Below are 25,544 nucleotides of genomic sequence, written 5' to 3' on the forward strand. Positions count from 1 at the left end.
ATGAAGAACCGCCGGGTCAGCCGTTCTGTGACAGCTCTCGGAGCTGAGTTGCGAGGAAGGCGAGTTTGTCCGGGTTCAGGACGAGCCGGACGCCGGTGATCCCGCCCTCGCCGAGCTCCAGCGCACCGAACGCGGTCAGCTCGCCGTCCGCCCAGCCGGTCACGGCCGGAACGCCGTTCACCTCGGCGAAGCCGATCTGCGCGGCGTTGACCCACCGGGAGAACAGGCCGATCAGGAAACGGGCCGCGTTGTCCCGCCCGGCCACCGGCCGGCTCGCCGCACTCGCCTTGCCGCCGCCGTCCGACCAGACGACCACCTGGTCGGCGAGCAGCTGTTCCAGCTGGGCCATCGCACCCTCGGACGCGGCGGCCAGGAACCGGGCCAGCAGCTCGTCGTCCTGCTCCCGCGAGCTGGTGAAACGCGGCCGGCCGTCGGCGAGGTGCTGCTTGGCCCGGCGGTAGAGCTGGCGCGCGTTCGCCTCCGAGCAGTCCAGGACGCCCGCGACGTCCCGGTGGCTGTAGTCGAAGGCGTCGCGCAGCACCACGGCGGCCCGCTCGGGCGGCGACAGCTGCTCCATCATCGTCAGCACGGCGAAGGACACCGAGTCCCGCTGCTCGGCCGTCTCCATGGGTCCCAGCACCCCGGCGCCGGTCCCCACCGGCTCCGGGATCCAGGGCCCGAAGTACTCCTCGCGCTGCACCCGGGCGGAGGTGAGGCGGTTCAGGCACAGATTGGTGAGCACCTTGGCCAGCCACGCGCCCGGCGCGACCACCTGACCGGGATCGACCCCGTGCCAGCGCAGGTACGCGTCCTGGACGGCATCCTCGGCCTCGGCCGCCGAGCCGAGCATCCGGTACGCCAGTGAGAACAGCCGTGATCGATGGGTCTCGAACTCCTGTGCCGTGTCCATGACCCCACGCTAAGTCAGCGGTCGCTCCGCTCCGCGAGCAGGTCGAGCACCTGTCGCGGTGTCCAGTTGCCGCTCGCGCCCGGGCAGCCGGACAGGTAGTCGGCGATCTCCTGCTCCCGCCACGGCCCCGACTCCAGCAGTCCGCCCGCCAGGTGCCGCAGGTACGCGGCGGACGGCATGCGCGGCTCGACGTCCCGGAGGGACCACGGTGCGGTGAAGGTGAGCACGGGGATGCCGTCGATCGTCCCCGGGCAGATCAAGGTCTCGTACCGGCCGCTGCCCGACGCGTCGCGGCCGTCGCGCAGCACCGGGCCGAGGTCGAGGTCCCTTCCCGGTTCCCGGTACATCTCCTGCGCGGCGATGTCCGACACCTGGCCCACGGTCACGAGGTGGGCGCGCCCCAGCAGGCGGCCGGGCGCCGAAGGATCGTAGAAGCCCCTGCCCCCGGTCCACACCGGGGACTCGGTGGCGAAGTAGAGGCATCCGTCGAGCCGGACGGCGATCGACCGCTCCGGCGCCCGCCGGTCCCGGCAGCCGGGATACGAGCGCGTCGCGCCGCGCGGCGTCCCGCCGGCGAGGTAGGCGCCCAGCCGGTCCCCGTGCATGTTCGAGCCGTACGCGGCGTACCAGACCCGTCCGCCGCCCCTCGCGACCTCGACACCGAGCGGGACGGGGGTGTGGACGACCATGCGCGCCTCGCCTGCGGATGGTGCGTGAGGAGGAAGCCCGGCTGTGCTCGCGAGCGTCCGCCTGCGGTCACCGAGATTCTCGCCCGTGGAGAAGCCTCCGGTGTGGACGGCCCTGAACGCCGGCGTGCGGCTGGGCCGGGGCATAGGCTGCGCTCGGCAGATCGCGCCTGCCCGCTCCGAGTCGTGGTGGCCCACGTCCACCGCGGCGGCGAAGACAAGGTTCCCCGAATCGCGCAGCACTTCCGCCAGGTCATCCAACGCGGCGGGGTGGACGTGGGCCGTCCCGCGTGATGGAGCACACGATGACCAGGGACCGTCGCCGCAAGGCTGAAATTCGCGCCCACCAGGCCGCCACCGGAGCACCGTATCTGGTGGCCGCCCGCCAGATCACTCCGCCGACCTTGGCCGAGGTGCTGCAGCAGCATCCGCTGCTCAACTCCTTCGGCATCGGCGTCTTCGATCCTCCGCGCAAGACGGCGTATGGGAGTGGCCCTACGGAGAGGCTTGCCCATGGACAGTCGGAAAGATCCGGACGAGATCATCGCGCGTGTAGGCGGGGTGGCTCAGTACCCAGACGATGAGCGTGCGCTGGGTGTCTGGATGCACCTCGCGGCCAAGGCTGGTTGGCAGGTGGCGGAAGCCGCAGACTTTGCTCCTGATGGCAGGCGGGGCGAATGCGGCGCGGTCGACATCGAGGGTCTTCGGTACGTGATCCGTCTCGGTCCGCGCGTCCGCCGACTGCTCCACGAAGTGGTCGACGGCCGGATGGTGCAGCGGGATGTCCTCGCCGTTGCGGCCTGGGCGGAACCGATCGTCACGGGGGAGAGCGCCCCGGGCTGGGGCTCCTAGGAGCAATGTTCGTACGCCCGTCCGGCGGGGGCCGAATCCGTTCTGACCTGGGCAGGGACCTGACCCAGAGGGTTCGCCGGATGGCCCTGGACGGGTACGAACGAGACCGGAACTGAGACCGGTCTCGGGCCCGGGGCCAGCTCAGGGGCTGGTGCCGTGGCGGACCACGACGTCAGCCGAGAAGCCGACGTGCCTCAGCGGCGCGGCGGCCTCGATCATGCCGCCAAGTGCGGTGTTCGCCACCCTGAGCTGTGGGAGAAGGCTCGGGCCGCAGGCTCCGGGTGAGGTGCACAGTGTGGGGGCATTTCGTCCGGCTGATTCTCGGGCTGCAGCGCTGACCTGGGGCTCCTGGCCGGCCTACTGGGGCATGACGCCGTGGATGCGGGAGAGCGTGAAGACGCGTTCGGCTTCGCGCAGGTGGCACCAGGCTTCCAGGTAGGGCGGGTCGAGTTCCAGGCTGCTCAGGGTGCGGACGGTGCGACTGCCCGAGGTCGCGACGTACTCGACGGTGATGGCGGTGCCGGCGTCGATGGCTCGGGCGAGCTGGCGGACATCGCTGTACGAAAGGTGCTTCGCGTATCCGGCGACGATTTCCTCGGTGTCCGTCCCGAAGGGGACTCCGCTGCCGAAGGGGTCGGGTTCCGGCACGGTCGGTGGTGCGGCCAGCAGCCGGACAGCTAGCTCATCGAGGTCGGCGCCGCCCGGGACCTTCGACGTACGAATGGCCGCGCTTCGGGTGCCACGCTTGTCGTTGGTCTGCCGAGGGGCCGGAACAGGAGCGGCCGCCCGCTGGGGCCGGATCTTCTCGACGCGTACGGTTCCCCCGGCCGTTTCGGCGACGGGGGCGTAGCCCTCGGCGCGGAGCGCTGCGAGGGTTGCGTCGAGCGAGCTACGACTGACCAGAACAGTTGGCGCGAGCTGGCGCAGGCCGAGCTTGGAGAGCCCCCGGTGGGAGGCGAGTTCGGCCAGGAGCGCCGGCTCCTCGCCGTGGAGGACGCAGGCGGCCGGGGCGATGCGCACGCGTCCGTGGCCCCGCGCGGTGTCGGCGATGAGATAGGACAGCGGCTGGGGCAGGGGCCCGGCTGCGATGGCGGCCAGATCGGCTGCGATGTCCCTCGGGGCGCGGCCGGCGTCCAGGGCCCGTCGGATGCTGCCGGAGCTGAACCGCCACACCGAGGCCGTGCCACTGGTTTCCCGGTCAGCGGTGGCATCGAGGACCACGGCGACCCGCGCGGCCGGTGTGCCGGCGACGACGGCGGTGAGGTCGCCGCCGATCCGGGCGGTTTCGGCGGCTGGGGGCAGCAGTCGTCGGCAGGTGGCGGTCAGTCCTTCCGCGTCGTAGGCGAGCAGATGGACGCCCAGAGCCGACAGGGCGCCTCGGGCGATCACTCCGAACATTTCGGCCTCGCGGATCACCGTGGCGAACGGGGTGATGTCCGTAGGCGAGGTGTCGGCGAGCGGGCGGTGCCAGGCCACCGTCGGTCCGAGATCGGAAACGTCCTTCATACCCTGACCGGCCGGGAGCTGTGCCGCTGCGGCAAACAGCCCGTCGCGGGCCTGACGGCAGCCGTTACAGGGCGGCGCTCCCGCGAGGGCTGGTAGCGCCTTGTTGTCCTCGTCGCGTGCCCGAGTGGGGGTGAGCGGCAGTTCGCGCCATGCCTGGAGCAGCGTGGCAAGCCGCTCCGCGGGCTCCTGTTCCGCCCAGACGTCATAGGCCTCGGTCGGTGCCACGCGGTCGCCGACCCGGGCCAGCAGCCCGGCCGCGTACGCGACCTCCAGGGTGATGCGGACCACGGCATCGTCGGCATGGGCGGCCTTGCCGATTCGGGCCAGCTCACGCGCGCCGATCCCACCGGACTTGAGTCTGGCGGGCGGAGCCGCGGAACAGGCCGAGAGGACCGAGGCGGCCTGGGCCAACAACGCCGCAGCCGAGGCTGCGGCCTCCCGCTCTACCTCGGCGGGGGTGATGGACACCAGCTGAGGGGACGGTGGAAGCGGGGTGAAGGGGGCGCGCCAAGTGGGCCCGCGCAACGCCAGCGCGACTTCGACGGGCATACGCGCGGCACCGTATCGGCGGCGGTCCTGGATCAGCAGGCCCCGGTCGAGTGCCCACCGCGCCCCCGGTTCGAGGACGGGGCCAGGGGCCCCGAACACGATGGCCTGCGGCTGCCTCGGTGCAGACCCTGCCCGGTGGGCCAGCAGCTTCTGTGTGACCGCGGGCGCTCGTGCCACCACTTCGGCAATGACTTCGGGGTCGCTGTGGTGCGCGACGAGCGCCGCCATACGCTGCTGCTTGGTGCCGGGCGGCTTGATGCCCAGCGCCGCCAACATGCCGCGCAGCTCGTCGGAGGTCATGTCCGCCAGCAGCTCCGCAATTGGTGCGTCCAGGCCGAGCGGCGCGTCCCATGCCGCCCGCAACGGTGCCGCCGTGTGGAGCCTTCCGTTGTGGTCCGGCCAAACCAGCGCGTGCTCGGCCAGAGTCTCCAGGACCGCTCCCAGTGCGAGACCGGCCTCGCCTGCCGTCGCTCCCAGCAGCTTCGCCAGGGCCTTGCGCGACGCGGTCGTCCCGAGCGCCGCCACGGCCTCGGCCACCTGCAAGTCGGGCAGGGTGAGCAGGGGCAGCGCTAGTGCCACCGACCCCGGCCGCTGAAGTCGGTCCGCCAGCTCCCCTACCGAGCGGGGCTCCGGAGGGGACGCGGTGTCGTTCCGTGTCGCGAGCACACGTGCCAGGCGCGGGCCGTCGAGACCGCTCAGCCAGGCTGTCAGCGTTGATCCGGACGCCATCGAAACCTCTCCTCCGGCCAGGAACGGGCCGTGGCCGGACCTCGGCCAGTCCGGCACCGGGCTCAAGGATGGCCCATCCGGTGGGTGTGGACGTCTCGCGGGGTGAAAGATCCCCGCCCACGGGTGACATCGAGCCGCGGACGTCCTGCCCACCCTGACGCCGGGCGGGTTCGTCAGGGTGACAGGTCCTCCAACGAGCGCGGTCCGCGGACTGCGACTGCCGGACACAGCCGGCGGCGACCCGGCGGATGCGTTCGGTCAAAGCTCGGATTCGGGTCGTTTTCGGCCCTCTCCAGGGTTGTCCGGCCCAGTGTGGTCTTCAGGCATGGGCCCGTGGACCACAGCGTGGAGGAGCCGATGATGAGCACTGCCCCGAATCGGCCGCTCCCGCCGCGCAGACCTGAGGAGCCTCATCCGCTCCGGACGATCCGGGAGATCCGGGAGTCTCTGCCCGAGCGGCAGCTCGGGCACTTCGATGCCGAGCTCGCCGATACCGACATCGATGCTCTGCCCGACATGCTTCACCGCTGGGCGACGCTGGGCAGCGACGGGTTTCTCGATCGGATCACGGCGGCTCCGTTCGAGGGGTTGGAGTTCGGGCAGCGGTCCTACGACGACGAGGCGGACGGCGGGTGATCTATCTACTCGACACCAATGTGGTCGCAGAGATCACCACCCGGCCGAAGCCTGCCCCGGCTGTTGTCGCCTGGGCCCGGTCGGTTCCGGCTCCTGCCCTCTACCTGAGCGTCATCACGGTCGCGGAGATCGAAGCGGGCATTGAGGGAACACCTGATCCGGTGCGGCGTACCGCTTTCGAGCTGGCGCTCATGGACATCCGTGATCAGTACCGCGAGGGATCGCCGCCGTTGGAGAGCGGGAGGCACTCGCCTACCTCGCTCTTCACCGGAGGCTCAAGAGTGCCGGGACCAGCATCGATCCCCCCGATGCGCTGATCGCTGCCACCGCCCTGGCGAACGGCTGGACGCTGGTGAGCCGGAACATCAAGCATCTGGCGCGATCAGACGCACTCCTGCTGAACCCATGGGAGTACGAGGGATAGGCCATCGAGGCCGGGATCTGGCGGATCGCCCGGTTATGCGGCAAATAAATGAGACTGGAACTGAGACCATGGAACGTAAAGAGCCCCACCGCAAGCGGTGGGGCTCTTCAACGTATTGCCCGGTGAGAGCAATGGCGGAGGATACGAGATTCGAACTCGTGAGGGGTTGCCCCCAACACGCTTTCCAAGCGTGCGCCCTAGGCCACTAGGCGAATCCTCCGCGGCAAACAATACAAGACGTTGAGGGGTGCTCGCGAACGTGATCGTCGGGCGGGTCCGGGCGGGGGTCCCGGTCGGGGTCCGGGTCGGGGTGCGGGTCGATTCCGGGGCCCTCCATCCGCTAGGGTGGGGCCCAGCCCCTCACGTGGCGCTATCTCACCCAACTCCCCCAGGGCCGGAAGGCAGCAAGGGTAAGTGGGCTCTGGTGGGTGCGTGGGGGGCGCTTTGCGTTCCGGGACGGGTCGGGCCGGCCGGGCCGCCGGGCGGAGCCACGCGCTGACCGCGGCAGGCCGGGTGGGTCTGCGGGCCACCGTTGTCGGTGGGCCCGGATAACCTCGTAGACGTGTCGTCCCTTGCGCTGTACCGCCGCTACCGCCCCGAGTCGTTCGCCGAGGTCATCGGGCAGGAGCATGTCACTGACCCGCTGATGCAGGCCCTGCGCAACAACCGGGTCAATCACGCGTACCTGTTCAGCGGGCCGCGAGGCTGTGGCAAGACCACCAGCGCGCGCATCCTCGCCCGCTGCCTGAACTGTGAGCAAGGCCCCACGCCCACCCCCTGCGGGGAGTGCCAGTCCTGCAAGGACCTCGCGCGCAACGGGCCGGGGTCCATCGACGTCATCGAGATCGACGCGGCCTCGCACGGTGGTGTGGACGACGCCCGTGACCTGCGCGAGAAGGCCTTCTTCGGGCCCGCCTCCAGCCGGTACAAGATCTACATCATCGACGAGGCGCACATGGTCACCCCGGCGGGCTTCAACGCCCTGCTGAAGGTGGTCGAGGAGCCGCCGGAGCACCTCAAGTTCATCTTCGCCACGACCGAGCCCGAGAAGGTCATCGGCACCATCCGGTCCCGGACGCACCACTACCCCTTCCGGCTCGTGCCCCCCGGCACCCTGCGGGACTACCTCGGCGAGGTCTGCGGCCGCGAGGGCGCCCACGTCGAGGAGGGCGTGCTGCCGCTCGTCGTGCGCGCCGGAGCCGGATCCGTCCGTGACTCCATGTCCGTCATGGACCAGCTCCTGGCCGGCGCCACCGAGCAGGGTGTGACGTACGCCATGGCCACCTCGCTCCTCGGGTACACCGACGGCACGCTCCTCGACGCCGTCGTGGACGCGTTCGCCGCCGGGGACGGGGCCGCGGCCTTCGAGATCGTGGACCGGGTGGTGGAGGGCGGCAACGACCCGCGCCGCTTCGTCGCCGACCTGCTGGAGCGGCTGCGCGACCTGGTGATCCTCGCCGCCGTGCCCGACGCCCGGGAGAAGGGGCTCATCGACGCCCCCAACGACGTGGTCGAGCGGATGCAGGCCCAGGCCTCCGTCTTCGGGGCCGCCGAGCTGTCCCGGGCCGCCGATCTGGTCAACACGGGGCTCACGGAGATGCGCGGGGCCACCTCGCCCCGGCTGCAGCTGGAGCTGATCTGCGCCCGTGTGCTGCTGCCCGCCGCCTTCGACGACGAGCGTTCCGTGCAGGCGCGGCTCGACCGGCTGGAGCGCGGCGGCGCCGCCTCCGCCGCTGCAGCCGCCGCCTTCGCCCCGGCCCCCGCCATGGGCTACGTGCCCGGGCCGGAGGCCCACGCGATGGCCCCCGCGTCGGTACGGACCCCCGCGCCGCAGGCTCCGGTGCAGCAGGCTCCCGCGTACCAGCCCCCGGCCCCCGTGCAGCAGGCCCCCGCCCCGGCCCCCGTGGCTCCGCCCGAGCCGGTGGCTCCGGCCGCCGCTCCTGCGGCCGCAGCCCCCGCGCCCGGTGCCTGGCCCGGCGCGGCCACCCCCGGCGCCCCCGCGGCCCCGGCTCCCGCCCCGGCTCCGGCCGCCGGTGCCTGGCCCGGTGCCGCGCAGCCCGGCGGCGGCGCTCCCGGTGCCTGGCCCGGCGCGGCCACGCCCGGCGCCCCGGCGGCTCCCGCAGCCGCCCCGGCGGCAGCTGCCCAGGCCCCCGCGGCCGCGCCCGCTGCCGCGCCCGCCGCCCCGGCCCCCGGCATGGCCCCCGGCATGGCCGCCGGCGCCGGGCAGATCCAGGCCATGTGGCCGGCCGTCCTGGACGCCGTGAAGAACCGCCGTCGCTTCACCTGGATCCTGCTCAGCCAGAACGCCCAGGTGGCCGGCTTCGACGGCACCACCCTCCAGCTCGGCTTCCCCAACGCCGGAGCCCGCGACAACTTCGCGAGCAGCGGCAGCGAGGACGTGCTCAAGGCGGTGCTCGCCGAGCAGTTCCAGGTCACCTGGAAGATCGAGGCCGTGGTCGGCGGGGGAGCCCAGCCCCTGGCCCCCGTGTCCGGGTCCTCCTACGGCGCTCCGGCCGCGCCCGCCTACCACCAGCCGCCGGCCCAGCAGGCGCCGCAGCAGAACCAGCAGGCGTACCAGCAGCCCCAGCAGCCCCAGCAGGCACAGCCGCCCCAGCAGGCGTACCAGCAGCAGCCGCAGCAGTCCCAGCAGCCGCAGCCGTCGTACCAGCAGCAGCAACCCCAGCAGTCCCAGCAGCACCAGCCGACCCACCAGGCGCCCCCGCCGGTCGCCCCCGAGGACGACGTCGCGGAGGCCGACGACCCGGACCTCGTCGACACCGCACTGAGCGGCCACGACCTGATCGTGCGCGAGCTCGGAGCCACCGTTGTAGAGGAATATACGAACGAATAGGGGGTCCGGCTTGGGTGCCCGCACGAAGGGCACCCGGGAACGCGGGCTAGTCTTCATGGCGTGAAGGTCCTCGTCATCGGCGGCGGCGCCCGCGAACATGCCCTGTGCCGCTCTCTGTCCCTCGATTCCGACGTCAACGCGCTGTACTGCGCTCCCGGCAACGCCGGCATCGCCGAGGTGGCCGAGCTCCGCCCCGTCGACCAGCTCGACGGCGAAGCCGTCGCCCGCCTCGCCACCGAGCTCCGCGCCGACCTGGTCGTCGTCGGCCCGGAGGCCCCGCTCGTCGCCGGAGTCGCCGACGCCGTGCGTGCGGTGGGCATCCCCGTCTTCGGCCCGTCCGGCGAAGCCGCGCAGCTGGAGGGTTCCAAGGCCTTCGCCAAGGACGTGATGGCCGCCGCGGGAGTCCCGACGGCCCGCAGCTACGTGTGCACCACCCCCGAAGAGGTGGACGAGGCCCTCGACGCCTTCGGCGCCCCGTACGTGGTCAAGGACGACGGCCTCGCCGCCGGCAAGGGCGTCGTGGTCACCGACGACCGGGCCGCCGCCCGCGAGCACGCGCTGCGCTGCGACCGCGTGGTCATCGAGGAGTTCCTCGACGGTCCCGAGGTCTCCCTCTTCGCCATCACCGACGGCGTCACCGTGCTGCCGCTGCAGCCCGCGCAGGACTTCAAGCGCGCGCTCGACGGCGACGCGGGCCCCAACACCGGCGGCATGGGCGCGTACTCGCCCCTCCCCTGGGCCGACCCGAAGCTCGTCGACGAGGTCATGGCCTCCGTCCTGCAGCCGACCGTGGACGAGCTGCGCCACCGCGGCACCCCCTTCTCCGGGCTGCTCTACGCCGGCCTCGCGATCACCTCGCGCGGCGTGCGGGTCATCGAGTTCAACGCCCGCTTCGGCGACCCCGAGACCCAGGTGGTCCTGGCCCGGCTGCGCACCCCGCTCGCGAGCGTGCTGCTGGGCTCCGCCAACGGCACCCTGGACACCCTGCCCCCGCTCAGCTGGCGCGAGGACGCGGCCGTCACCGTGGTCATCGCCTCGCACAACTACCCGGAGACCCCGCGCACCGGGGACCCCATCACGGGCCTGGCCGAGGTGGCCGAGCTGGACGCCCCGTACGCCTACGTCCTGCACGCAGGGACCCGTACCGAGGGCGACGCCGTCGTCAGCGCGGGTGGACGCGTGCTGTCGGTGACCGCGACCGGTTCCGATCTGGCGGAGGCCCGGGACAGGGCGTATAAGGCGGTCGCGCGGATCGGGCTCGACGGCTCGCAGTACCGCACGGACATCGCGGCGAAGGCCGCAGAACAGCGCTGAACAGCGCTGAAGGCCGCTGATCAGCGGGATTTCACGGAAGCGGGCCCGGTGCGCACTCGGTGCGGCCGGGCCCGCGTGCATGCTCGCGTGCGAGTGCATCCAGCCGCGTTCGAACGCACCCAGCTTTACCCAAAGCCATTCCATCGGGTGATCGTCACCCGGTCTGCCTGACGGCCGCCCGCGTCCCAACTATGGTGCGGCGCAAGCATTCCGGCTCTCATTCCGGCACATGGCCCACCGGCATTGCGATGTCAGTGGCTGGTGTCACAGTGGGGGAGTGAGCAACGCCGTCGCATGGCAGAGGGGGTGAGGTCCGGCCGTGTCCGGAACCGGTTCGATCGCTGAAGTGGGTACGCCGTCCGCGCGTTCCCGTGCCTTGGCCGTGCTGCGTGTGCGCAGCAGGGCACTGGCCGTCGGGCTGCTGCCCGCCGCCGTGGCCGTGGTGCTGGTGAGCGCCCGTACGACGGGCCGGCTCGCCGGTGACCCCTGGCCCGCCGTGACCCTCGCCGTGTGCGCCGTGGCCGCCTTCGTCCTGCTCGTCGGCGGGATCTTCGCCGCCGTCGTGCTGCGGGCGAGCCCCGCCATGACCCCGACCGTGCCGCTGGCGGAGTCCGCCGCCCCCGATCTCTACCGGCTCGTGCGGGACCTGGCGGACCGGATGGACGTTCCGGCGCCCTCCGCGATAGCCCTGACCCCCGACTGCGACAGCTGGCTGGAGGACCGTACGCACGCGGCGCACCGCCGTGCCCGCGGCCGCACGGCCATATCCGGTGGGGCCGCCGGAGCTGGCGGTCCGGAGTCCGAGCCCGGCGCCGCCCCGGTGCTGGTGATCGGCTCGCCGTTCCTGTGGTGGATGAGGGTCGCCGAGCTCCGGGCCGTCCTCGCGCCCGTCGTCGCCGGTACCGGCCCCTCCGCGCACCCGGACATAGCCGACGCGCGTGGATTCGTACGGGGCCTGGACGCCGCCGTGGACGTGGGCGGCCGGCGCTTCCTCGGCTGGATCGCCGCCCCCGCCCGGCTGCTGCTGCGGCTGTGCCGGGTGGACGCCGCCGAGATGGAGCGCGGGGTCGCCGCCGCCGCGTCGGACCGTGCACAGGGTGTGGACTACGCGCTGCGCATCGTCGCCCAGGAGCAGGTCGGGCTGGCGTACGCCGGCTGGGACCGGCTGCTGACCCGCGTCGCCGTGCCCGCCTGGCGGATGGGCCGCTGGCCGGCGCACCTGGACGCGGGCGTGGTCTCCGCACTGACCGAGCTGTCCCGGCGCGACCGGCTGGCCGACGGGTTCACCTCACGCCTGGGCGAGCGCCCGGCGTGCGATCTGCTGGACCAGCCGGGTGCGGTGGACGAGGCCGCCTCGCTGCTGGCCGCGCGGCTGTTCCACGGCGGACCGGCCGAAGCCGGTCCGGACTGGTCGCCGGTGGACTGGGCGGCCTATCCGGAGGAGGTCGTCGACCGCAAGTGGCGTACGGAGGCGGCACGCCTGCTGGCCGCCCTGGACGCGCTGTCGGCTCCGTCGGTGCCCGCCGCCTCCACCGTGGAGCGGGTGCTGACCTACCTCGCCGACGCCGACGCCGACGCCCTGGCGGGCCGGCTGAGCGGTGATCTGGCGCGGGAGGCCGTCCCCGCCGTGGCGGCCGCCGCCGCGGGCCGCGGGGCCGACGCACTGCCGCTGTTCCCGCTGGAGGCTCCGCGCAGCGGGCGGGACCTGCTGGCGGACCACGTCGTGGCGCTGGTGTGCTGCGCCGCGGTCGACTCCGCGGGAGGCGAGCCCGGGCTGGACTGGCTGGACGGGCCGGTCCTGCTGGTGGCCGGGGTGCGGCGGGCCGATCTCGCCGGACCGGTGCTGTCGCTCGTGGAGGACCGGGACCCCGGCCCGCTCCGGGACTGGCTCGCGGAGGTCGGTGTACGTCCGGAGAAGCCGGTCCGCCTGGTCTAGGCCGTCCCTTTCCCCCGGGCCCCCCTGGCCCCTCCGGTCCCCGGGCCGGGCTCCCCGTTGAAGTTTTCGCGACGAACGGTGACGGACTGCGTGCGTTATGTGATGTGCTGGGGACCGGTCGCGGCGTTCGGGGGAGCGAGGGAGGGGAGCAGCGGTATGGGTGCGGAGCAGATCAGGCGTTGGGAGTCGGGTGCGCTCGCGCACGCGGTGACCGACCCCTTCGGCCAGGGCCCCCTGCCGTGGTTCCGGGGGAGCGAGCTCTACTACGACGACAACGGTCAGGTCGTGCCCTGGTACGTGGATCCGGCCGTGGCCGCCGGTCCTGGGCAGCAGATCCCCCGCGCCCGCGGCGCGGGCGGCCCCCGCACCGCCGACGACGTGCACCGGCAGATCAAGGGGTTCGCCTCCACCGGAGCCGTCACGCCCGGTGAGGCCATCGACTTCCACATCACCGTGGACCCGCCCCAGCAGTTCTCCGTGGACGTCTACCGCATCGGGCACTACGGCGGCGACGGCGCCTCCAAGATCACCACCAGTCCCCGGCTCTCCGGCATCGTCCAGCCCGCACCCCTGACCGCCGACCGCACCGTCTCCTGTCACCACTGGTGGCTTTCCTGGCGGCTCCAGGTCCCCTCGTACTGGAGCGTCGGCGCCTACGTGGCGGTCCTGACGACCGCCGACGGATACCGCTCGCACATCCCCTTCACGGTGCGCGACGACCACCCGGCCGATCTGCTGCTCCTGCTGCCCGACATCACCTGGCAGGCCTACAACCTCTACCCGGAGGACGGCAGAACGGGCGCGAGCCTCTACCACGCCTGGGACGAGGAGGGCCGGCTGCTCGGCGAGCGCGACGCCGCCATCACCGTCTCCTTCGACCGCCCCTACGCCGGCGCGGGCCTGCCCCTGCACGTGGGCCACGCCTACGACTTCATCCGCTGGGCCGAGCGCTACGGCTACGACCTCGCCTACGCCGACGCCCGCGACCTGCACGCCGGCCGCGTGGACCCCACCCGCTACCGGGGCCTGGTCTTCCCCGGCCACGACGAGTACTGGTCCGGCCCCATGCGCCGCACGGTCGAGCGGGCCCGCGACCACGGGACCTCGCTCGTCTTCCTCTCCGCCAACACCATGTACTGGCAGGTCGAGCTCTCCCCCTCGCCCTCCGGAGTCGAGGACCGGCTCCTCACCTGCCGAAAACGCCGCGGTCCGGGCCGCCCCAGCCTCTGGCGCGAGGTGGACCGCCCGGAGCAGCAGCTGCTCGGCATCCAGTACGCGGGCCGGGTCCCCGAGCCCGCTCCGCTCATCGTGCGCAATTCCACGCACTGGCTCTGGGACTCCACCGGAGCCGCCGAGAACGACGAACTGCCCGGCCTGGTCGCGGGCGAGGCCGACCGGTACTTCCCGCGCACGCAGCTCCCCGAGCACCAGAGCCGGATCCTGCTCGCGCACTCCCCGTACGAGGACGGCGACGGCCACCGCCGCCACCAGGAGACCTCCCTGTACCGGGCCCCCAGCGGCGCGCTGGTCTTCGCGTCCGGCACCTTCGCCTGGTCCCCGGCCCTAGACCGTCCCGGGCACGTGGACGAGCGGGTCCAGCGGGCGACCGCCAATCTCCTCGACCGCATCTGCAAGAGGGACTGACCGCGGGCCCTGCGGACCCGTTGTCCGCGGTCGTGGCCGGGTGCGGGAGAATGGGCCGCGCGCTCGTACAGAACCACAGGGAGACTCCGTGCCCGGATTCGTCGAAAAGCCCGAGCCGGTCCAGGTGCCCGGCCTCGTCCACCTCCACACCGGCAAGGTCCGCGACCTCTACCGCGACGAGGACGGCCATCTCGTCATGGTCGCCAGCGACCGCATCTCCGCCGCCGACTGGGTGCTGCCCACCGAGATCCCGGACAAGGGCCGGATCCTGACCCAGCTCTCCCTGTGGTGGTTCGACCAGCTCGCGGACCTCGTCCCGAACCACGTCATCAGCACCGAGCTGCCCGCCGGCGCCCCCGCCGACTGGGCCGGCCGCGCCCTGGTCTGCCGGAACCTCGACATGGTCCCCGTCGAGTGCGTGGCCCGCGGCTACCTGACCGGCTCGGGCCTCGCCGAGTACGTGAAGACCCGTACGGTCTGCGGACTGGCCCTGCCCGAGGGCCTGGTCGACGGCTCCGAGCTGCCCGCCCCGATCTTCACCCCGGCCGCCAAGGCCGAGGTCGGCGAGCACGACGAGAACGTCTCCTACGAGGAGGTCGCGCGCACCCAGGGCGCCGAGACGGCCGCCCTGCTGCGCCAGACCACCCTCGCCGTGTACGGCAGGGCCCGGGACATCGCCCGCGACCGCGGGATCATCCTGGCGGACACCAAGTTCGAGTTCGGCTTCGACAAGGACGGCAACCTGGTCGCCGCCGACGAGGTGCTGACCCCGGACTCCTCGCGCTTCTGGCCGGCCGACCTGTGGGAGCCGGGCCACAGTCAGCCGTCCTTCGACAAGCAGTACGTCCGCGACTGGCTGTCCTCCCCGGCCTCGGGCTGGGACTCCAAGGGCGAACTCCCGCCGCCCGCCCTCCCGCAGGAGGTCGTGGAGCAGACCCGCTCCCGCTACGTCGAGGCCTACGAGCGCCTCACCGGCCAGACCTGGGCCTGACCGGCTGCGGCGGAACGGCGAAGGGGCCCCGGAAACGGGGCCCCTTCGCCGTTCCGCCCCGGTCCGGAAACGAAAGAAGCCCCGGTCCGAGGACCGGGGCTTCTTCACTGCTGAGCGGACAACGCGACTCGAACGCGCGACATCCACCTTGGCAAGGTGGTGCTCTACCAACTGAGCTATGTCCGCAGGTGCGCCGTAGCGCGAGAACTACTATACCCAACCCCGGGCCCGTGCGAGACGCACTGCCGTGTGCCGGTTCTCGGCGCCCAGCTTGGTGGCCGCCGAGGACAGGTAGTTCCGTACCGTCCCCGGGGACAGCGAGGCCCGCTCCGCGATCTCCGCGATCGGCGCCCCGTCCCCCGCCAGTTCCAGCACCTCGGCCTCGCGGGCGGTCAGCGGGGAGTCGCCCGCGCTGATCGCGTCGGCCGCCAACTCCGGGTCCACGTAACGGCCTCCGGCGTGCACGGTACGGATCAGCTCGGCCAGCCGCTGCGCCGAGACGGTCTTCGGCGCGAAGGCCCGTACGCCCGCGGCGAGGGCCCGCTTCAGGTGGCCGGGCCGCCCGTGACTGGTCACGATCATGGTCTTGCAGTCGGGGAGTTCGGCCCGCAGGGATGTGGCCACGCTCACACCGTCGGCCCCCGGCATCTGCAGGTCCAGCACCGCCACGTCGGGCCGGTGGGCCCGTGCCATCGCGAGGGCCTCCGGCCCCGAGGCGGCCTCGGCGACGACCAGCAGATCGTCCTCCAGTCCCAGCAGCGCCGCGAGCGCGCCCCGGATCAGGTGCTCGTCGTCGGCCAGCAGTACGCGTACGGGGGTCATGCCCGCGCCTCCAGTTCTCGGGTCGGACCGGCCGCCGGGCCGGGTATCTGTGCCCGCAGCCGGAACCGGCCGCCGTCCACCGGACCGGCCTCCAGCGTGCCGTCCAGCACCGCGAGCCGTTCGCGCAGGCCCGCGAGCCCCGAGCCCGGCGGCCCGGCCGGGGCCTTGGGGGCCCCGTCGTTCTCCACGACCAGCGTGAGCGCGCCCGAGGGGCCGGTGGTCAGCCGGATCACGCAGCTGCGGGCGTCGCCGTGCCGCAGCACGTTCGTCGTCGCCTCGCGCACCACCCAGCCGAGCGCCGACTGGGCCTCGGCGGGCAGCTCGCGGCCCTGTTCGTACTCGACCAGGCAGTCCATCCCTGCCGCGTGCAGGACCCCGCGCGCACCTTCCAGCTCCACCGCGAGATTGGCCTCGCGGTAGCCCCGGACCACGTCGCGGACCTCCTTCTGGGACTCCCGGGCGATCCGCTGCACCTCGACCATCTGGTCGACGGCCTCGGGGCGTTCGCGCCGCGCGAGCTGCACGGCCAACTCGCTCTTGAGGGCGATCACCGCCAGGTTGCGGCCCATCACGTCGTGCAGGTCCCGGCCGAACCGCAGCCGCTCCTCGGCCACCGCGAGCTGCGCCTGGACCTCGCGGGCCCGGTCCAGCTCGCACACGGTGTCGAGCAGCCAGCCGGAGAACCCGCAGGCGAAGCAGAGGAAGGCGCTGGTCAGCAGCGTCCCGACGGCCAGACCGGCGGACTCGCCCGCCGGGATGCCGAAGGCGAGGGAAGCCAGGCCGACGAAGGCGGCGGTGGCCGGAGCCACGTAGCGCATCTGCCGGACCTTGCGCAGGCACAGGACGAGCGTGCCGCTGGTGAAGCAGGTCATGCCGGCGACGAGGGTCGGGGCCACCGCAGGGTCGCTGGTGAGCCCGGCCGCGTGCACGCCGAGGACACCCAGGACGGCGGCGGCGGTCAGGCCGGTGACGGCGACCGCGAGCCGCACCGGGCGCTCGCGGCGGCCCAGGATCCAGTCGAGGGACCGGGAGGAGAGGAAGCCGACGAGCAGGGAGTGCACGCACACCGTCAGGAAGAGCGCGACCGGGACGATCGCCGGGCCCTCTCTGGGCGCCGTGCCCAGCACGGCCAGTCCGATCGAGAAGATCTCGATGGCCACGAAGAAGTGGAACGACCAGCGCGTGTACAGCTCGACCTTCCCCGCGCTGCTGCGGTTCTTCCACCAGCCGCTGAGTTTCATGGCCCCAGTCTCGCGGGCTCCGGTCCGGGGAGGCCATGACACCTGTCATGGATCTCCGATAACCCGGGACGGAGGGACGGAACGGACGGAGATACGACAAAGGCCCCGGTCAATGACCGGGGCCTTCATACGCTGAGCGGACGACGCGACTCGAACGCGCGACATCCACCTTGGCAAGGTGGTGCTCTACCAACTGAGCTACGTCCGCATGCTTCTCACGACAAACTGCCGTGCGATGCGTGCATCACTCTACCTGATCCACAACCGTGGTCGGTAAAGCGAGCAGAGCGGGTGACAGGGATCGCACACTGCGCCTTCCCCCTGGAAGGAGGATGTTCTGCTACTGAACTACACCCGCACGACTTCGGGGTCCGGCCTGCGGCCGCGCCCCTTGGCGTGATCCACACACTAGCGGACCGGTGGGGGTGGATGGCAAATCGGCTCTCAGTGAGCGGCGTTGTACTCCTCGTAGACCTTCTTGGGGATCCGCCCGCGCGGCGGGACGTCGAGCTGGTTGGAGCGGGCCCAGGCCCGGACGACCGCGGGGTCGGGGGCGACGGCGGTGTGCTTGAAGGCCTTCCCGGAGCGGGCCTGCCGGCGGCCGGCGGCCACGAAGGGGGCGAGGCTCTTCCGCAGTTTCTTTGCGTTGGCCACATTGAGGTCGATCTCGTACGACTTACCGTCCAGCCCGAAGACGACCGTTTCCGATGCATCTCCGCCATCGATGTCGTCGGAGATCGTGACTACTACGCGCTGCGCCACGGATATCGGTCCCTTCGCGCGACGCCGCTCCCGCTGACGTGCGCGGACGGAGCGGTGATGTCGCCTGTGTGGATGTTTCGGAGGAATGCATCTTTCTGGCCTCACCGTGCGCCGAAAAATGCCGACGCAACGGAGGAATCCTTTGTACCCCGATTCTCATTGCATTGCGAAGCCCAGTTAATTATCTCCGCGTGTCCCGCCGCAATGCCGGGCGCGTGGTTTTCCGGCGGATTTTGCGAAGCGTTGGTGAAGCCGAAACGGCGTGGAGGATCGTACAAGAGAGATATCTACCCGCGTAGAAATTTCCTCCAGGTACGCTGAGGGAACCGCCTTCGCACCAACCACCTCATCGGGAGTGCCAGTGGCACGCGTCGTAGTCGACGTCATGCTCAAGCCGGAGATCCTCGACCCCCAGGGCCAGGCGGTGCAGCGTGCACTGCCGCGCCTGGGCTTCGAAGGGATCGCCGACGTCCGCCAGGGGAAGCGCTTCGAACTGGAGGTGGAGGGACCGGTCGACCAGGCCGCCCTCGACCGCATCCACAAGATGGCCGAAACCTTCCTCGCCAACACCGTCATCGAAGACTTCACCGTGAAGGTCGAGGCCTGACGGTGACCACTCGCATCGGAGTCGTCACGTTCCCCGGAACGCTCGACGACCGTGACTCGCTGCGCGCCGTGCGCCTCGCGGGAGCCGAGCCCGTATCGCTCTGGCACCGCGACAAGGACCTCCACCAGGTCGACGCGGTCGTCCTCGCGGGCGGCTTCTCCTACGGGGACTACCTGCGCGCCGGAGCCATCTCCCGCTTCTCGCCGGTGATGGAGAGCATCATCGAGCAGGCCAAGGGCGGCATGCCCGTCCTCGGCATCTGCAACGGCTTCCAGATCCTCACCGAGGCCCACCTGCTGCCGGGGGCGATGCTCCGCAACAACCACCTGCACTTCATCTGCCGCGACCAGAAGCTGCGGGTGGAGAACGCGGAGACCGCCTGGACCGGTGACTACACCGCCGGCGAGGAGATCTCCGTACCGCTCAAGAACATGGACGGCCGCTACGTGGCCGACGAGCGGGTGCTGGACGAACTGGAGGCCGAAGGCCGAGTGGCCTTCCGCTACGTCGACGTCAACCCGAACGGGTCGCTGCGCGACATCGCCGGCATCACCAACGCCGCGGGCAACGTCGTCGGCCTCATGCCGCACCCCGAGCACGCGGTCGAGCCGCTGATCGGGACGGGCCGCACCGACGGCCTCCCGTTCTTCACCTCGGTCCTGAAGAAGCTGGTCAGCGCATGAGCCTCGACACCGTCAAGAACGCCACCGAGACCCCGGACGCCTCCCAGCCCTGGAAGGAACTCGGCCTCAAGGAGGACGAGTACGCCCGGATCCGCGAGATCCTCGACCGCCGTCCCACCGGCGCCGAGCTCGCCATGTACTCCGTCATGTGGTCCGAGCACTGCTCGTACAAGAGCAGCAAGGTCCACCTGAAGCAGTTCGGCGAGAAGGTCCCGCAGAACGACGCCATGCTCGTCGGCATCGGCGAGAACGCCGGAGTCGTCGACGTCGGCCAGGGGTACGCGGTCACCTTCAAGGTCGAGTCGCACAACCACCCGAGCTACATCGAGCCCTACCAGGGCGCGGCCACCGGCATCGGCGGCATCGTCCGCGACATCCTCGCCATGGGCGCCCGCCCGATCGCGGTCGTCGACCCGCTCCGCTTCGGCGCGGCCGACCACCCCGACACCAAGCGCGTCCTGCCGGGCGTCGTCGCGGGCATCGGCGGCTACGGCAACTGCCTCGGCCTGCCGAACATCGGCGGCGAGGTCGTCTTCGACGCCTGCTACCAGGGCAACCCCCTCGTCAACGCCGGCTGCATCGGCGTCATGAAGCACGAGGACATCCACCTCGCCAAGGCCTCCGGCCCGGGCAACAAGGTCATCCTCTACGGCGCCCGCACGGGCGGCGACGGCATCGGCGGCGTGTCCGTCCTGGCCTCGGAGACCTTCGACGACACGAAGCCGACCAAGCGTCCGGCGGTCCAGGTCGGCGACCCCTTCCAGGAGAAGCTCCTCATCGAGTGCACCCTGGAGATCTTCAAGGAGAAGCTGGTCGCGGGCATCCAGGACCTCGGCGGCGCCGGGCTCTCCTGCGCCACGAGCGAGCTGGCCTCCGCCGGCACCGGCGGCATGCGCGTCGACCTCGACACCGTTCCGCTGCGCGACGCGACGCTCTCGCCCGAGGAAATCCTCATGAGCGAGTCGCAGGAGCGCATGTGCGCGATCGTCGAACCGCAGTACGTGGACCGCTTCATGGAGATCTGCGAGAAGTGGGACGTCATCGCCACCGTCATCGGTGAGGTGACCGAGGGCGACCACCTGGAGATCTTCTGGCACGGCGAGCTCATCGTGGACGTGCCCCCGGGCACCGTCGCCCACGAGGGCCCGACCTACCACCGCCCGTACGCGCGCCCCTCCTGGCAGGACGCGCTGCAGGCGGACGACGCGGGCAAGCTGCCCCGCCCGCAGACCGGCGAGGAGCTGCGCGCGCAGGTCCTGGCCCTGGTCTCGTCGCCGAACCAGGCCTCGAAGTCCTGGATCACCGACCAGTACGACCGCTTCGTCCAGGGCAACACGGTGCTCTCGCAGCCCGAGGACGCCGGCATGGTCCGCATCGACGAGGAGACCAACCTCGGCGTGGCCATGTCCACGGACGGCAACGGCCGGTTCGCCAAGCTCGACCCCTACACGGGTGCGCAGCTCGCGCTGGCCGAGTCCTACCGCAACGTGGCCGCGACCGGCGCCAAGCCCCTCGCGATCTCCGACTGCCTGAACTTCGGCTCCCCCGAGGACCCGGACGTCATGTGGCAGTTCGCCGAGGCCTGCCGCGGTCTCGCGGACGGCTGCCTGGAGCTGGGCACCCCGGTGACCGGCGGCAACGTCTCCCTCTACAACCAGACGGGCGACATCGCGATCCACCCGACCCCGGTCGTGGCGGTCCTCGGTGTGATCGACGACGTCAACCGCCGTACGCCGATGGCGTTCGCGGAGGCCGGTCAGCTGCTGTACCTGCTCGGCGACACCGCCGAGGAGTTCGGCGGTTCGGCCTGGTCCGAGGTGGTCCACCAGCACCTCGGCGGCATGCCGCCCAAGGTGGACCTGGGCCGCGAGAAGCTCCTCGCGGAGATCCTGATCTCGGCCTCGCGCGACGGCATGATCGACGCCGCGCACGACCTGTCCGACGGCGGCGTGATCCAGGCGCTCACCGAGTCCTGCCTGCGCGGCGGCAACGGTGCGCGGATCGTGGTGCCCGAGGCGCTGGACGCCTTCACCTTCCTGTTCTCCGAGTCCGCGGGCCGGGCCATCGTGGCCGTCCCGCGCAGCGAGGAGCTCCGCTTCACCGACATGTGCGGTGCGCGGGGCCTGCCGGCGACCCGGATCGGTGTCGTCGACGGCGATGAGATCGAGGTCCAGGGCGAGTTCACGCTCCCGCTGGCGGAGCTCCGTACCGCCCACGAGGGCACGATCCCGGCACTGCTCGCCTGAGCCGCCGTTCTGCACGAACCACGCGAGCCCCCGTCCGGAACCGTTCCGGGCGGGGGCTCGTCCGTTCCGGCAAGGAGCCCGCGCCGACGGCGGTGGCGGGGCCGGCGGGGGAACGGGGCGCAGATGGCGCAGAGCTGGAGCCGGTGGCTCCTCGGGGCCGGGATACCGGTGATCGTGGCCGCCGTGGGGGTGGGCGGCTGGTTCCTCTACGACAACACGGGGGACCGCGCACGGGGCCGGGCGGAGATCATCGAGAACTGCCAGGGGCTGGTCGACCCGGATGCGGTGATGGGGTTCGGCATGCCCAGGGTAGAGGCGGGCGCCACGGCTGAGAACGCGTGCATCCTGCGGCGTGCGGGAACGTTCGAGGGCCAGGAGCAGATGGATGACTGGGTCTCCGTCACGGTGGTGGCCTCCAAGGACGCCGAACCGGGCGGGAGCCGCTTCGACCACGAGGCCTTCAGCGTCACGGCGGTCGCGCGGTGTACCGACCCGGCCGGGGCCGGTGGAGTGACCGTCCTGCGGGCGACCGCCGCCGGCGAGGGCGACGGCCGGGGCGGCAGAGGGCGCGGCCTCCTGTCGGAGCTGGCCCGTGAGGCCGTCCTGCGCGCCGCGGCGAAGGCGGGCTGCGAGACCACCATGCCCCCGGCTCCGAAGGACTGACGGCACGCCGCCCGGCCGGTCAGGGCGGCGTAAGGTCGGCCCATGCCTCCTGCGAAGAAGAAGCCGCGCACCTACGACCACGCCAGGACCCGTACGGCCGTCCTCGCGCAGTTCGGGCATGTACGGGACGCCGTACGGGAGTTGGACGCCGAGCAGCTCGCCCGCCCCAGCGGGGTCGGGGGCTGGTCCGTCGCCGAGCTCGCCGCGCACATCGCGTGGATCGCCGACTCGCTGGCCGGAGGCCTCGCCCGGCCGCCCGCGGCCGTCGCCGAACTGTCCGCCGCCGAGTGGCCGTTCGCGACGGCCTCGCTCGCCGGGAAGATCGCGGAAGCCGCCAAGGAGACCCTGGAGGGCGCCCCGCTCGCCGAGCTCTACGACCGGGCCGGCGCCCGCCTGGCCGAGGCGCTCGACGCGAACCTCGGCAGCCGCGTGCTGGACCTGTGGATCGGGGCGATGACCCTGGCCGACTTCCTGGTCACCCGCACCGTCGAGCTCGTCGTCCACACCGACGACCTGCGCCGCGCCACCGGACTGGACATCCCCGTGGACCGCCAGGCCCTGGCCGCCTGCACCCGGCTGCTCGCCGACGCCCTCGCGCTCAAGGCTCCGGGCGGGGCGGTGGAGTTCCGGGTCCCGCCGTTCGCGGTGGTGCAGTGCGTCGAGGGGCCCCGGCACACCCGGGGCACCCCGCCGAACGTGGTGGAGACCGATCCGCTGACCTGGATCCGGCTCGCCACCGGCCGTACGAGCTGGGCCGAGGCGCTGGACGGGGCCCAGGTCCGGGCCAGCGGCGAGCGCGCCGACCTCTCGGCGCTGCTCCCCCTGATGGGCTGATCCGGGAACCGGTTCGCGGCCGGCCGCGTCCCATCGGCATGCGTACGCTGCCGCTCCTTCCCGCCGCCCTGGTCGCCGTACTCGCGCTGTCCGCCACCGCCACCGCCTGTGGTGACGGCGGCGGGACGCCGGGGACGCATCCCGGCCGCGGGTTCTCCGGATCCTGGTCGGTCGAGAGCCTGACCGTCGACGGCAAGGTGCTGCCGGCCCCGGCCGCAGCCCGGCTGTCGATGGAACCAGGCAAGGGGTACGAGGCCGAGGCCACCGGCAACTACGGCTGCAACGGCTTCACCGCAGCGGTGGTCTTCGACTCGGCGGCCACCATGACCGTCTCGCCCGGCGCCCACACCGACATGGCCTGCCCCGACCTGCCGTTCGAGACGGCCTTCGCCCGGCTGTTCCGGGGCCCGCTGACCGTGGAACGGAGCCCGGAGAAGATCACGTTGAAGGCCCCGGACGGGAACGTGATCGCCCTGAGCTCGAAGCCCCCGGCGCCCCCCGCCCCGCTCCTCGCCACGCAGTGGACCGTCGATTCCCTGATCAAGGGCGAGACCGCCTCCTCGGTCCCGGCCGACGCCGAGGGCCGGGCCCGCTTCACCCTGGCCGCGGACGGGACGGTGAGCGGCAGCCTCGGCTGCAACCGCTTCAACGCGTCGGCCGCCGTCGAGGGGAACCGGCTCACCGTCGGCCCCCTCACCACCACCCGGATGGCCTGCGAGGGCGGCCCCGGCGAGCTCGAACGCACCCTCACCGCCCTCTTCGGCAGCGGCCCGCTCGACTGGAGGATCCAGGGCGACTCCCTCACCCTCACCGCAACCGCCTCAGGCACCGCCATCACCGCGAAGGCGGCCACGGCCGTCGAGTGAGCCGGACCCCCTGCCGTCCACAGGCTGTGGACCACGTTGCCGGGCCGGGGGCCCGTGATCAGCCCGGGTACGGCAGCAGGCCCGCGTCCGTCTTCTCCCAGGCCGCGCGCAGTTCGGCCAGGCGGGCCGGTTCCAGGGCCGCCTTGTCGGCCTGCTCGCGGATGTCGCCGGCCAGGTTGAAGAGCTGGTCGCGGCCCGTCTTGCCGCGGTAGTACTTCCAGTCGCCGCGGCGCAGCGCCCGCTCCCCGCGGACCCGCCAGAAGAGGTTGCGCTCGGCCACCTTCTCGCCGCGCAGCAGGTACCCGGCCAGGCTGACCCCGTCCAGCGGGTACGCCGGGTTCGCGCGGGTGCCCGCCAGTTCCAGCAGGGTGGCCGTCCAGTCGGGGGTGAAGACCGGCACGTGGCTGACCTGGCCGCCGTCGAGCCGGGCGGGCCAGCGGACGATGTTCGGGACCCGGATGCCGCCCTCCTGGAGGGAGGCCTTGTTGCCCGAGAGCGGCCAGTTGTGGGAGAAGCGCTCGCCGCCGTTGTCGCTGGAGAAGAAGACCAGGGTGTCCTCCTCCTGGCCGGAGCGCTTGAGCGCCTTCAGCACCTCGCCGACCGAGCGGTCGAGGTCCTCCACCATCTGCTTGTACTTCTCGATCGAGCCGCCGTCCTGGTGCCACAGGGCCCGCCCGTCACCGGCCTTGATCCGGCGCGTGACCTCGGCGCTCGCCTCGGTGTCCCCGTCGGCGATCCACGGCCAGTGCGGGGTGGTGAAGTTGAGGTTCAGCAGCCACGGCTTGTCTCCGTGGCCGCGGGAGACGTATTCGCTCGCCCGCTCGGTCAGGATCCGGGTGTAGTAGCGCAGGTCCTTGTACTCGGCGTCGCCCTCGTAGAGGTCGTACTCCCCGCCCAGGCCCAGCTTGGAGTAGTACTCCAGGGCTCCGCCGAAGTTGCCGAAGAACTCGTCCCAGCCGGACTTGGTCGGGCTGTAGTCGGGCAGGTAGCCGCAGTGCCACTTGCCTATCAGCGCCGTCGCGTAGCCGGAGTCGCGCAGCAGCGAGGCGAGCGTCGGGTGGGTCGGCTCCAGGCCCACCGTCTTGTCCGCGATGGGTTCGGCGAGCCCGCCCTTGGCGCGGCCCGGGTAGCGGCCGGTGTACAGGCTGAAGCGGGTCGGGGAGCAGGTCGCGGAGCCCGAGTAGGCGTCGGTGAAGCGGACGCCCTGGCGGGCGAGCCGGTCCAGGTTCGGGGTCTTGATGTTCGGGGAGCCGTAGGAGGACAGGTCGGCCCAGCCGAGGTCGTCCCCGAGGATGAACAGGATGTTCGGGCGGCGGGAGCGGCGTCCCCGGTCAGCGCGGAACTCCCGTTCCTGCGAGCCGGCGTGCTGCGCTTCGGCGGGTGCCGCGTGGGCCGGGGCGGCGGCGCCCAGCCCCACCGCGGCGGCGGCCGCGGTCGCGCCGACCGCGCCGCCGAAGGCGCGCCGGGACAGGTTGGGTTCGTACGAGGTCACGGGTACTCCAGAGCAGGGCCCGCCGGCCGTCGGCGCGGCCCGGCTCCGGGCGGCGCGGGACGGCGCAGGGCACGGCGGAGCGGATGCGGACGGAAAGCGGCGGGGAAAGGCGAAAAAGAAAAGGAAAAGCGGCGCGAGCTACGCAGAACAGCGACAGATGGCGCTGGCGACACGGACGAGGTCCACGTGTCGGCGCGCGACGAGGGTGACGGTGCGGTCACCGAGAGGCTGCATGGGCCGGAGCTTGTACGAAACGACAGGCGGCTGTCAACCAGGGCAATCCGGATATTGAGACGACCG

General features: G+C 72.0%; 22 protein-coding genes, 4 tRNA genes and 1 other RNA gene. 15 read left to right on the forward strand and 12 right to left on the reverse strand.

What is annotated here, in order from left to right:
* Positions 1-16 precede the first annotated feature (16 nt).
* A complete protein-coding gene (locus tag OG898_RS12955; RefSeq protein ID WP_250738503.1) occupies positions 17-910 on the reverse strand; it encodes an RNA polymerase sigma-70 factor in 894 nt (297 codons plus the stop codon).
* Positions 911-924: 14 nt separating this feature from the next.
* Positions 925-1,599, reverse strand: a complete 675-nt coding sequence (locus OG898_RS12960) for a histone deacetylase (RefSeq protein ID WP_266956880.1) — start codon at positions 1,597-1,599, stop codon at positions 925-927.
* Positions 1,600-2,109: 510 nt separating this feature from the next.
* On the opposite strand from OG898_RS12960, the gene OG898_RS12965 reads away from it, so the two are divergent.
* Positions 2,110-2,448, forward strand: coding sequence for a hypothetical protein (locus tag OG898_RS12965; protein ID WP_266956882.1), 339 nt, complete (start codon positions 2,110-2,112; stop codon positions 2,446-2,448).
* A gap of 357 nt (positions 2,449-2,805) precedes the next feature.
* On the opposite strand, the gene OG898_RS12970 is transcribed toward OG898_RS12965, so the two are convergent.
* The gene (locus tag OG898_RS12970) at positions 2,806-5,232 is read right to left on the reverse strand and encodes a helicase-associated domain-containing protein (protein WP_266956884.1); all 2,427 of its coding nucleotides are present in this window, start codon (positions 5,230-5,232) and stop codon (positions 2,806-2,808) included.
* A gap of 333 nt (positions 5,233-5,565) precedes the next feature.
* On the opposite strand from OG898_RS12970, the gene OG898_RS12975 reads away from it, so the two are divergent.
* Both OG898_RS12975 and OG898_RS12980 read left to right on the forward strand, forming a co-directional pair.
* Positions 5,566-5,868, forward strand: a complete 303-nt coding sequence (locus OG898_RS12975; RefSeq protein WP_266956886.1) for a hypothetical protein — start codon at positions 5,566-5,568, stop codon at positions 5,866-5,868.
* 220 nt (positions 5,869-6,088) lie between these two features.
* Positions 6,089-6,292, forward strand: a complete 204-nt coding sequence (locus OG898_RS12980; RefSeq protein ID WP_266960216.1) for a type II toxin-antitoxin system VapC family toxin — start codon at positions 6,089-6,091, stop codon at positions 6,290-6,292.
* Between the two features lie 132 nt (positions 6,293-6,424).
* Here the strand turns inward: OG898_RS12980 and OG898_RS12985 are convergent.
* A tRNA-Ser gene (locus OG898_RS12985) sits at positions 6,425-6,512 on the reverse strand.
* Positions 6,513-6,643: 131 nt separating this feature from the next.
* Here OG898_RS12985 and ffs point away from each other — a divergent pair.
* The 6 genes from ffs to OG898_RS13015 all read left to right on the forward strand — a co-directional run bounded on the left by ffs (position 6,644) and on the right by OG898_RS13015 (position 15,028).
* Positions 6,644-6,742: signal recognition particle sRNA small type (gene ffs, locus OG898_RS12990), an RNA gene on the forward strand.
* Positions 6,743-6,854: 112 nt separating this feature from the next.
* Positions 6,855-9,143 carry a DNA polymerase III subunit gamma and tau gene (locus OG898_RS12995; protein ID WP_266956887.1) on the forward strand — a complete coding sequence of 763 codons (2,289 nt, stop codon included), beginning with the start codon at positions 6,855-6,857 and terminating at the stop codon, positions 9,141-9,143.
* Positions 9,144-9,203: 60 nt separating this feature from the next.
* Positions 9,204-10,457: a phosphoribosylamine--glycine ligase gene (gene purD, locus OG898_RS13000; protein ID WP_250751970.1), complete on the forward strand. Its 1,254-nt coding sequence runs from the start codon at positions 9,204-9,206 to the stop codon at positions 10,455-10,457.
* Between the two features lie 319 nt (positions 10,458-10,776).
* Positions 10,777-12,393, forward strand: coding sequence for a hypothetical protein (locus OG898_RS13005; protein ID WP_266956889.1), 1,617 nt, complete (start codon positions 10,777-10,779; stop codon positions 12,391-12,393).
* A gap of 156 nt (positions 12,394-12,549) precedes the next feature.
* On the forward strand, positions 12,550-14,037 hold the full coding sequence (locus tag OG898_RS13010; protein WP_250751966.1) for a N,N-dimethylformamidase beta subunit family domain-containing protein: 1,488 nt from the start codon (positions 12,550-12,552) through the stop codon (positions 14,035-14,037).
* A gap of 88 nt (positions 14,038-14,125) precedes the next feature.
* A complete protein-coding gene (locus OG898_RS13015) occupies positions 14,126-15,028 on the forward strand; it encodes a phosphoribosylaminoimidazolesuccinocarboxamide synthase (protein WP_250751964.1) in 903 nt (300 codons plus the stop codon).
* Between the two features lie 113 nt (positions 15,029-15,141).
* Here OG898_RS13015 and OG898_RS13020 read toward each other — a convergent pair.
* From OG898_RS13020 to OG898_RS13045, 6 genes are all read right to left on the reverse strand, one after another.
* Positions 15,142-15,214 (reverse strand) — tRNA-Gly (locus OG898_RS13020).
* A 24-nt stretch (positions 15,215-15,238) separates the two neighbouring features.
* Positions 15,239-15,850: a response regulator transcription factor gene (locus OG898_RS13025; protein ID WP_250751962.1), complete on the reverse strand. Its 612-nt coding sequence runs from the start codon at positions 15,848-15,850 to the stop codon at positions 15,239-15,241.
* Entirely contained in the window at positions 15,847-17,091 is a 1,245-nt protein-coding gene (locus OG898_RS13030; RefSeq protein WP_250751960.1) for a sensor histidine kinase, read from the reverse strand. Before OG898_RS13030 ends, OG898_RS13025 begins: the two co-directional genes overlap by 4 nt.
* Before the next feature lie 135 nt (positions 17,092-17,226).
* Positions 17,227-17,299 (reverse strand) — tRNA-Gly (locus OG898_RS13035).
* Between the two features lie 78 nt (positions 17,300-17,377).
* Positions 17,378-17,449, reverse strand: a tRNA-Gly gene (locus OG898_RS13040).
* An 86-nt stretch (positions 17,450-17,535) separates the two neighbouring features.
* Positions 17,536-17,853, reverse strand: coding sequence for an Lsr2 family protein (locus OG898_RS13045; RefSeq protein WP_250751958.1), 318 nt, complete (start codon positions 17,851-17,853; stop codon positions 17,536-17,538).
* 355 nt (positions 17,854-18,208) lie between these two features.
* On the opposite strand from OG898_RS13045, the gene purS reads away from it, so the two are divergent.
* The 6 genes from purS (at position 18,209) to OG898_RS13075 (ending at position 23,752) form a co-directional block, all read left to right on the forward strand.
* Positions 18,209-18,460, forward strand: coding sequence for a phosphoribosylformylglycinamidine synthase subunit PurS (purS, locus tag OG898_RS13050; protein WP_008740952.1), 252 nt, complete (start codon positions 18,209-18,211; stop codon positions 18,458-18,460).
* A gap of 2 nt (positions 18,461-18,462) precedes the next feature.
* On the forward strand, positions 18,463-19,143 hold the full coding sequence (gene purQ / locus OG898_RS13055; protein ID WP_250751956.1) for a phosphoribosylformylglycinamidine synthase subunit PurQ: 681 nt from the start codon (positions 18,463-18,465) through the stop codon (positions 19,141-19,143).
* Positions 19,140-21,389 carry a phosphoribosylformylglycinamidine synthase subunit PurL gene (gene purL, locus OG898_RS13060; RefSeq protein ID WP_250751953.1) on the forward strand — a complete coding sequence of 750 codons (2,250 nt, stop codon included), beginning with the start codon at positions 19,140-19,142 and terminating at the stop codon, positions 21,387-21,389. Before purQ ends, purL begins: the two co-directional genes overlap by 4 nt.
* A gap of 123 nt (positions 21,390-21,512) precedes the next feature.
* Positions 21,513-22,052, forward strand: a complete 540-nt coding sequence (locus OG898_RS13065) for a hypothetical protein (protein ID WP_266956894.1) — start codon at positions 21,513-21,515, stop codon at positions 22,050-22,052.
* 42 nt (positions 22,053-22,094) lie between these two features.
* The gene (locus OG898_RS13070; protein ID WP_250751949.1) at positions 22,095-22,886 is read left to right on the forward strand and encodes a maleylpyruvate isomerase family mycothiol-dependent enzyme; all 792 of its coding nucleotides are present in this window, start codon (positions 22,095-22,097) and stop codon (positions 22,884-22,886) included.
* 38 nt (positions 22,887-22,924) lie between these two features.
* Positions 22,925-23,752 carry an META domain-containing protein gene (locus OG898_RS13075; RefSeq protein WP_250751947.1) on the forward strand — a complete coding sequence of 276 codons (828 nt, stop codon included), beginning with the start codon at positions 22,925-22,927 and terminating at the stop codon, positions 23,750-23,752.
* A gap of 58 nt (positions 23,753-23,810) precedes the next feature.
* Here the strand turns inward: OG898_RS13075 and OG898_RS13080 are convergent, their stop codons facing one another.
* Both OG898_RS13080 and OG898_RS36385 read right to left on the reverse strand, forming a co-directional pair.
* Entirely contained in the window at positions 23,811-25,244 is a 1,434-nt protein-coding gene (locus tag OG898_RS13080; RefSeq protein WP_266956898.1) for a sulfatase-like hydrolase/transferase, read from the reverse strand.
* Positions 25,245-25,382: 138 nt separating this feature from the next.
* Entirely contained in the window at positions 25,383-25,478 is a 96-nt protein-coding gene (locus tag OG898_RS36385) for a putative leader peptide (protein WP_323187867.1), read from the reverse strand.
* Positions 25,479-25,544: the final 66 nt, after the last annotated feature.

Origin of the sequence: Streptomyces sp. NBC_00193, from assembly GCF_026342735.1 — a bacterium.
Classification (GTDB): Bacteria; Actinomycetota; Actinomycetes; order Streptomycetales; family Streptomycetaceae; genus Streptomyces; species Streptomyces stoeckheimensis.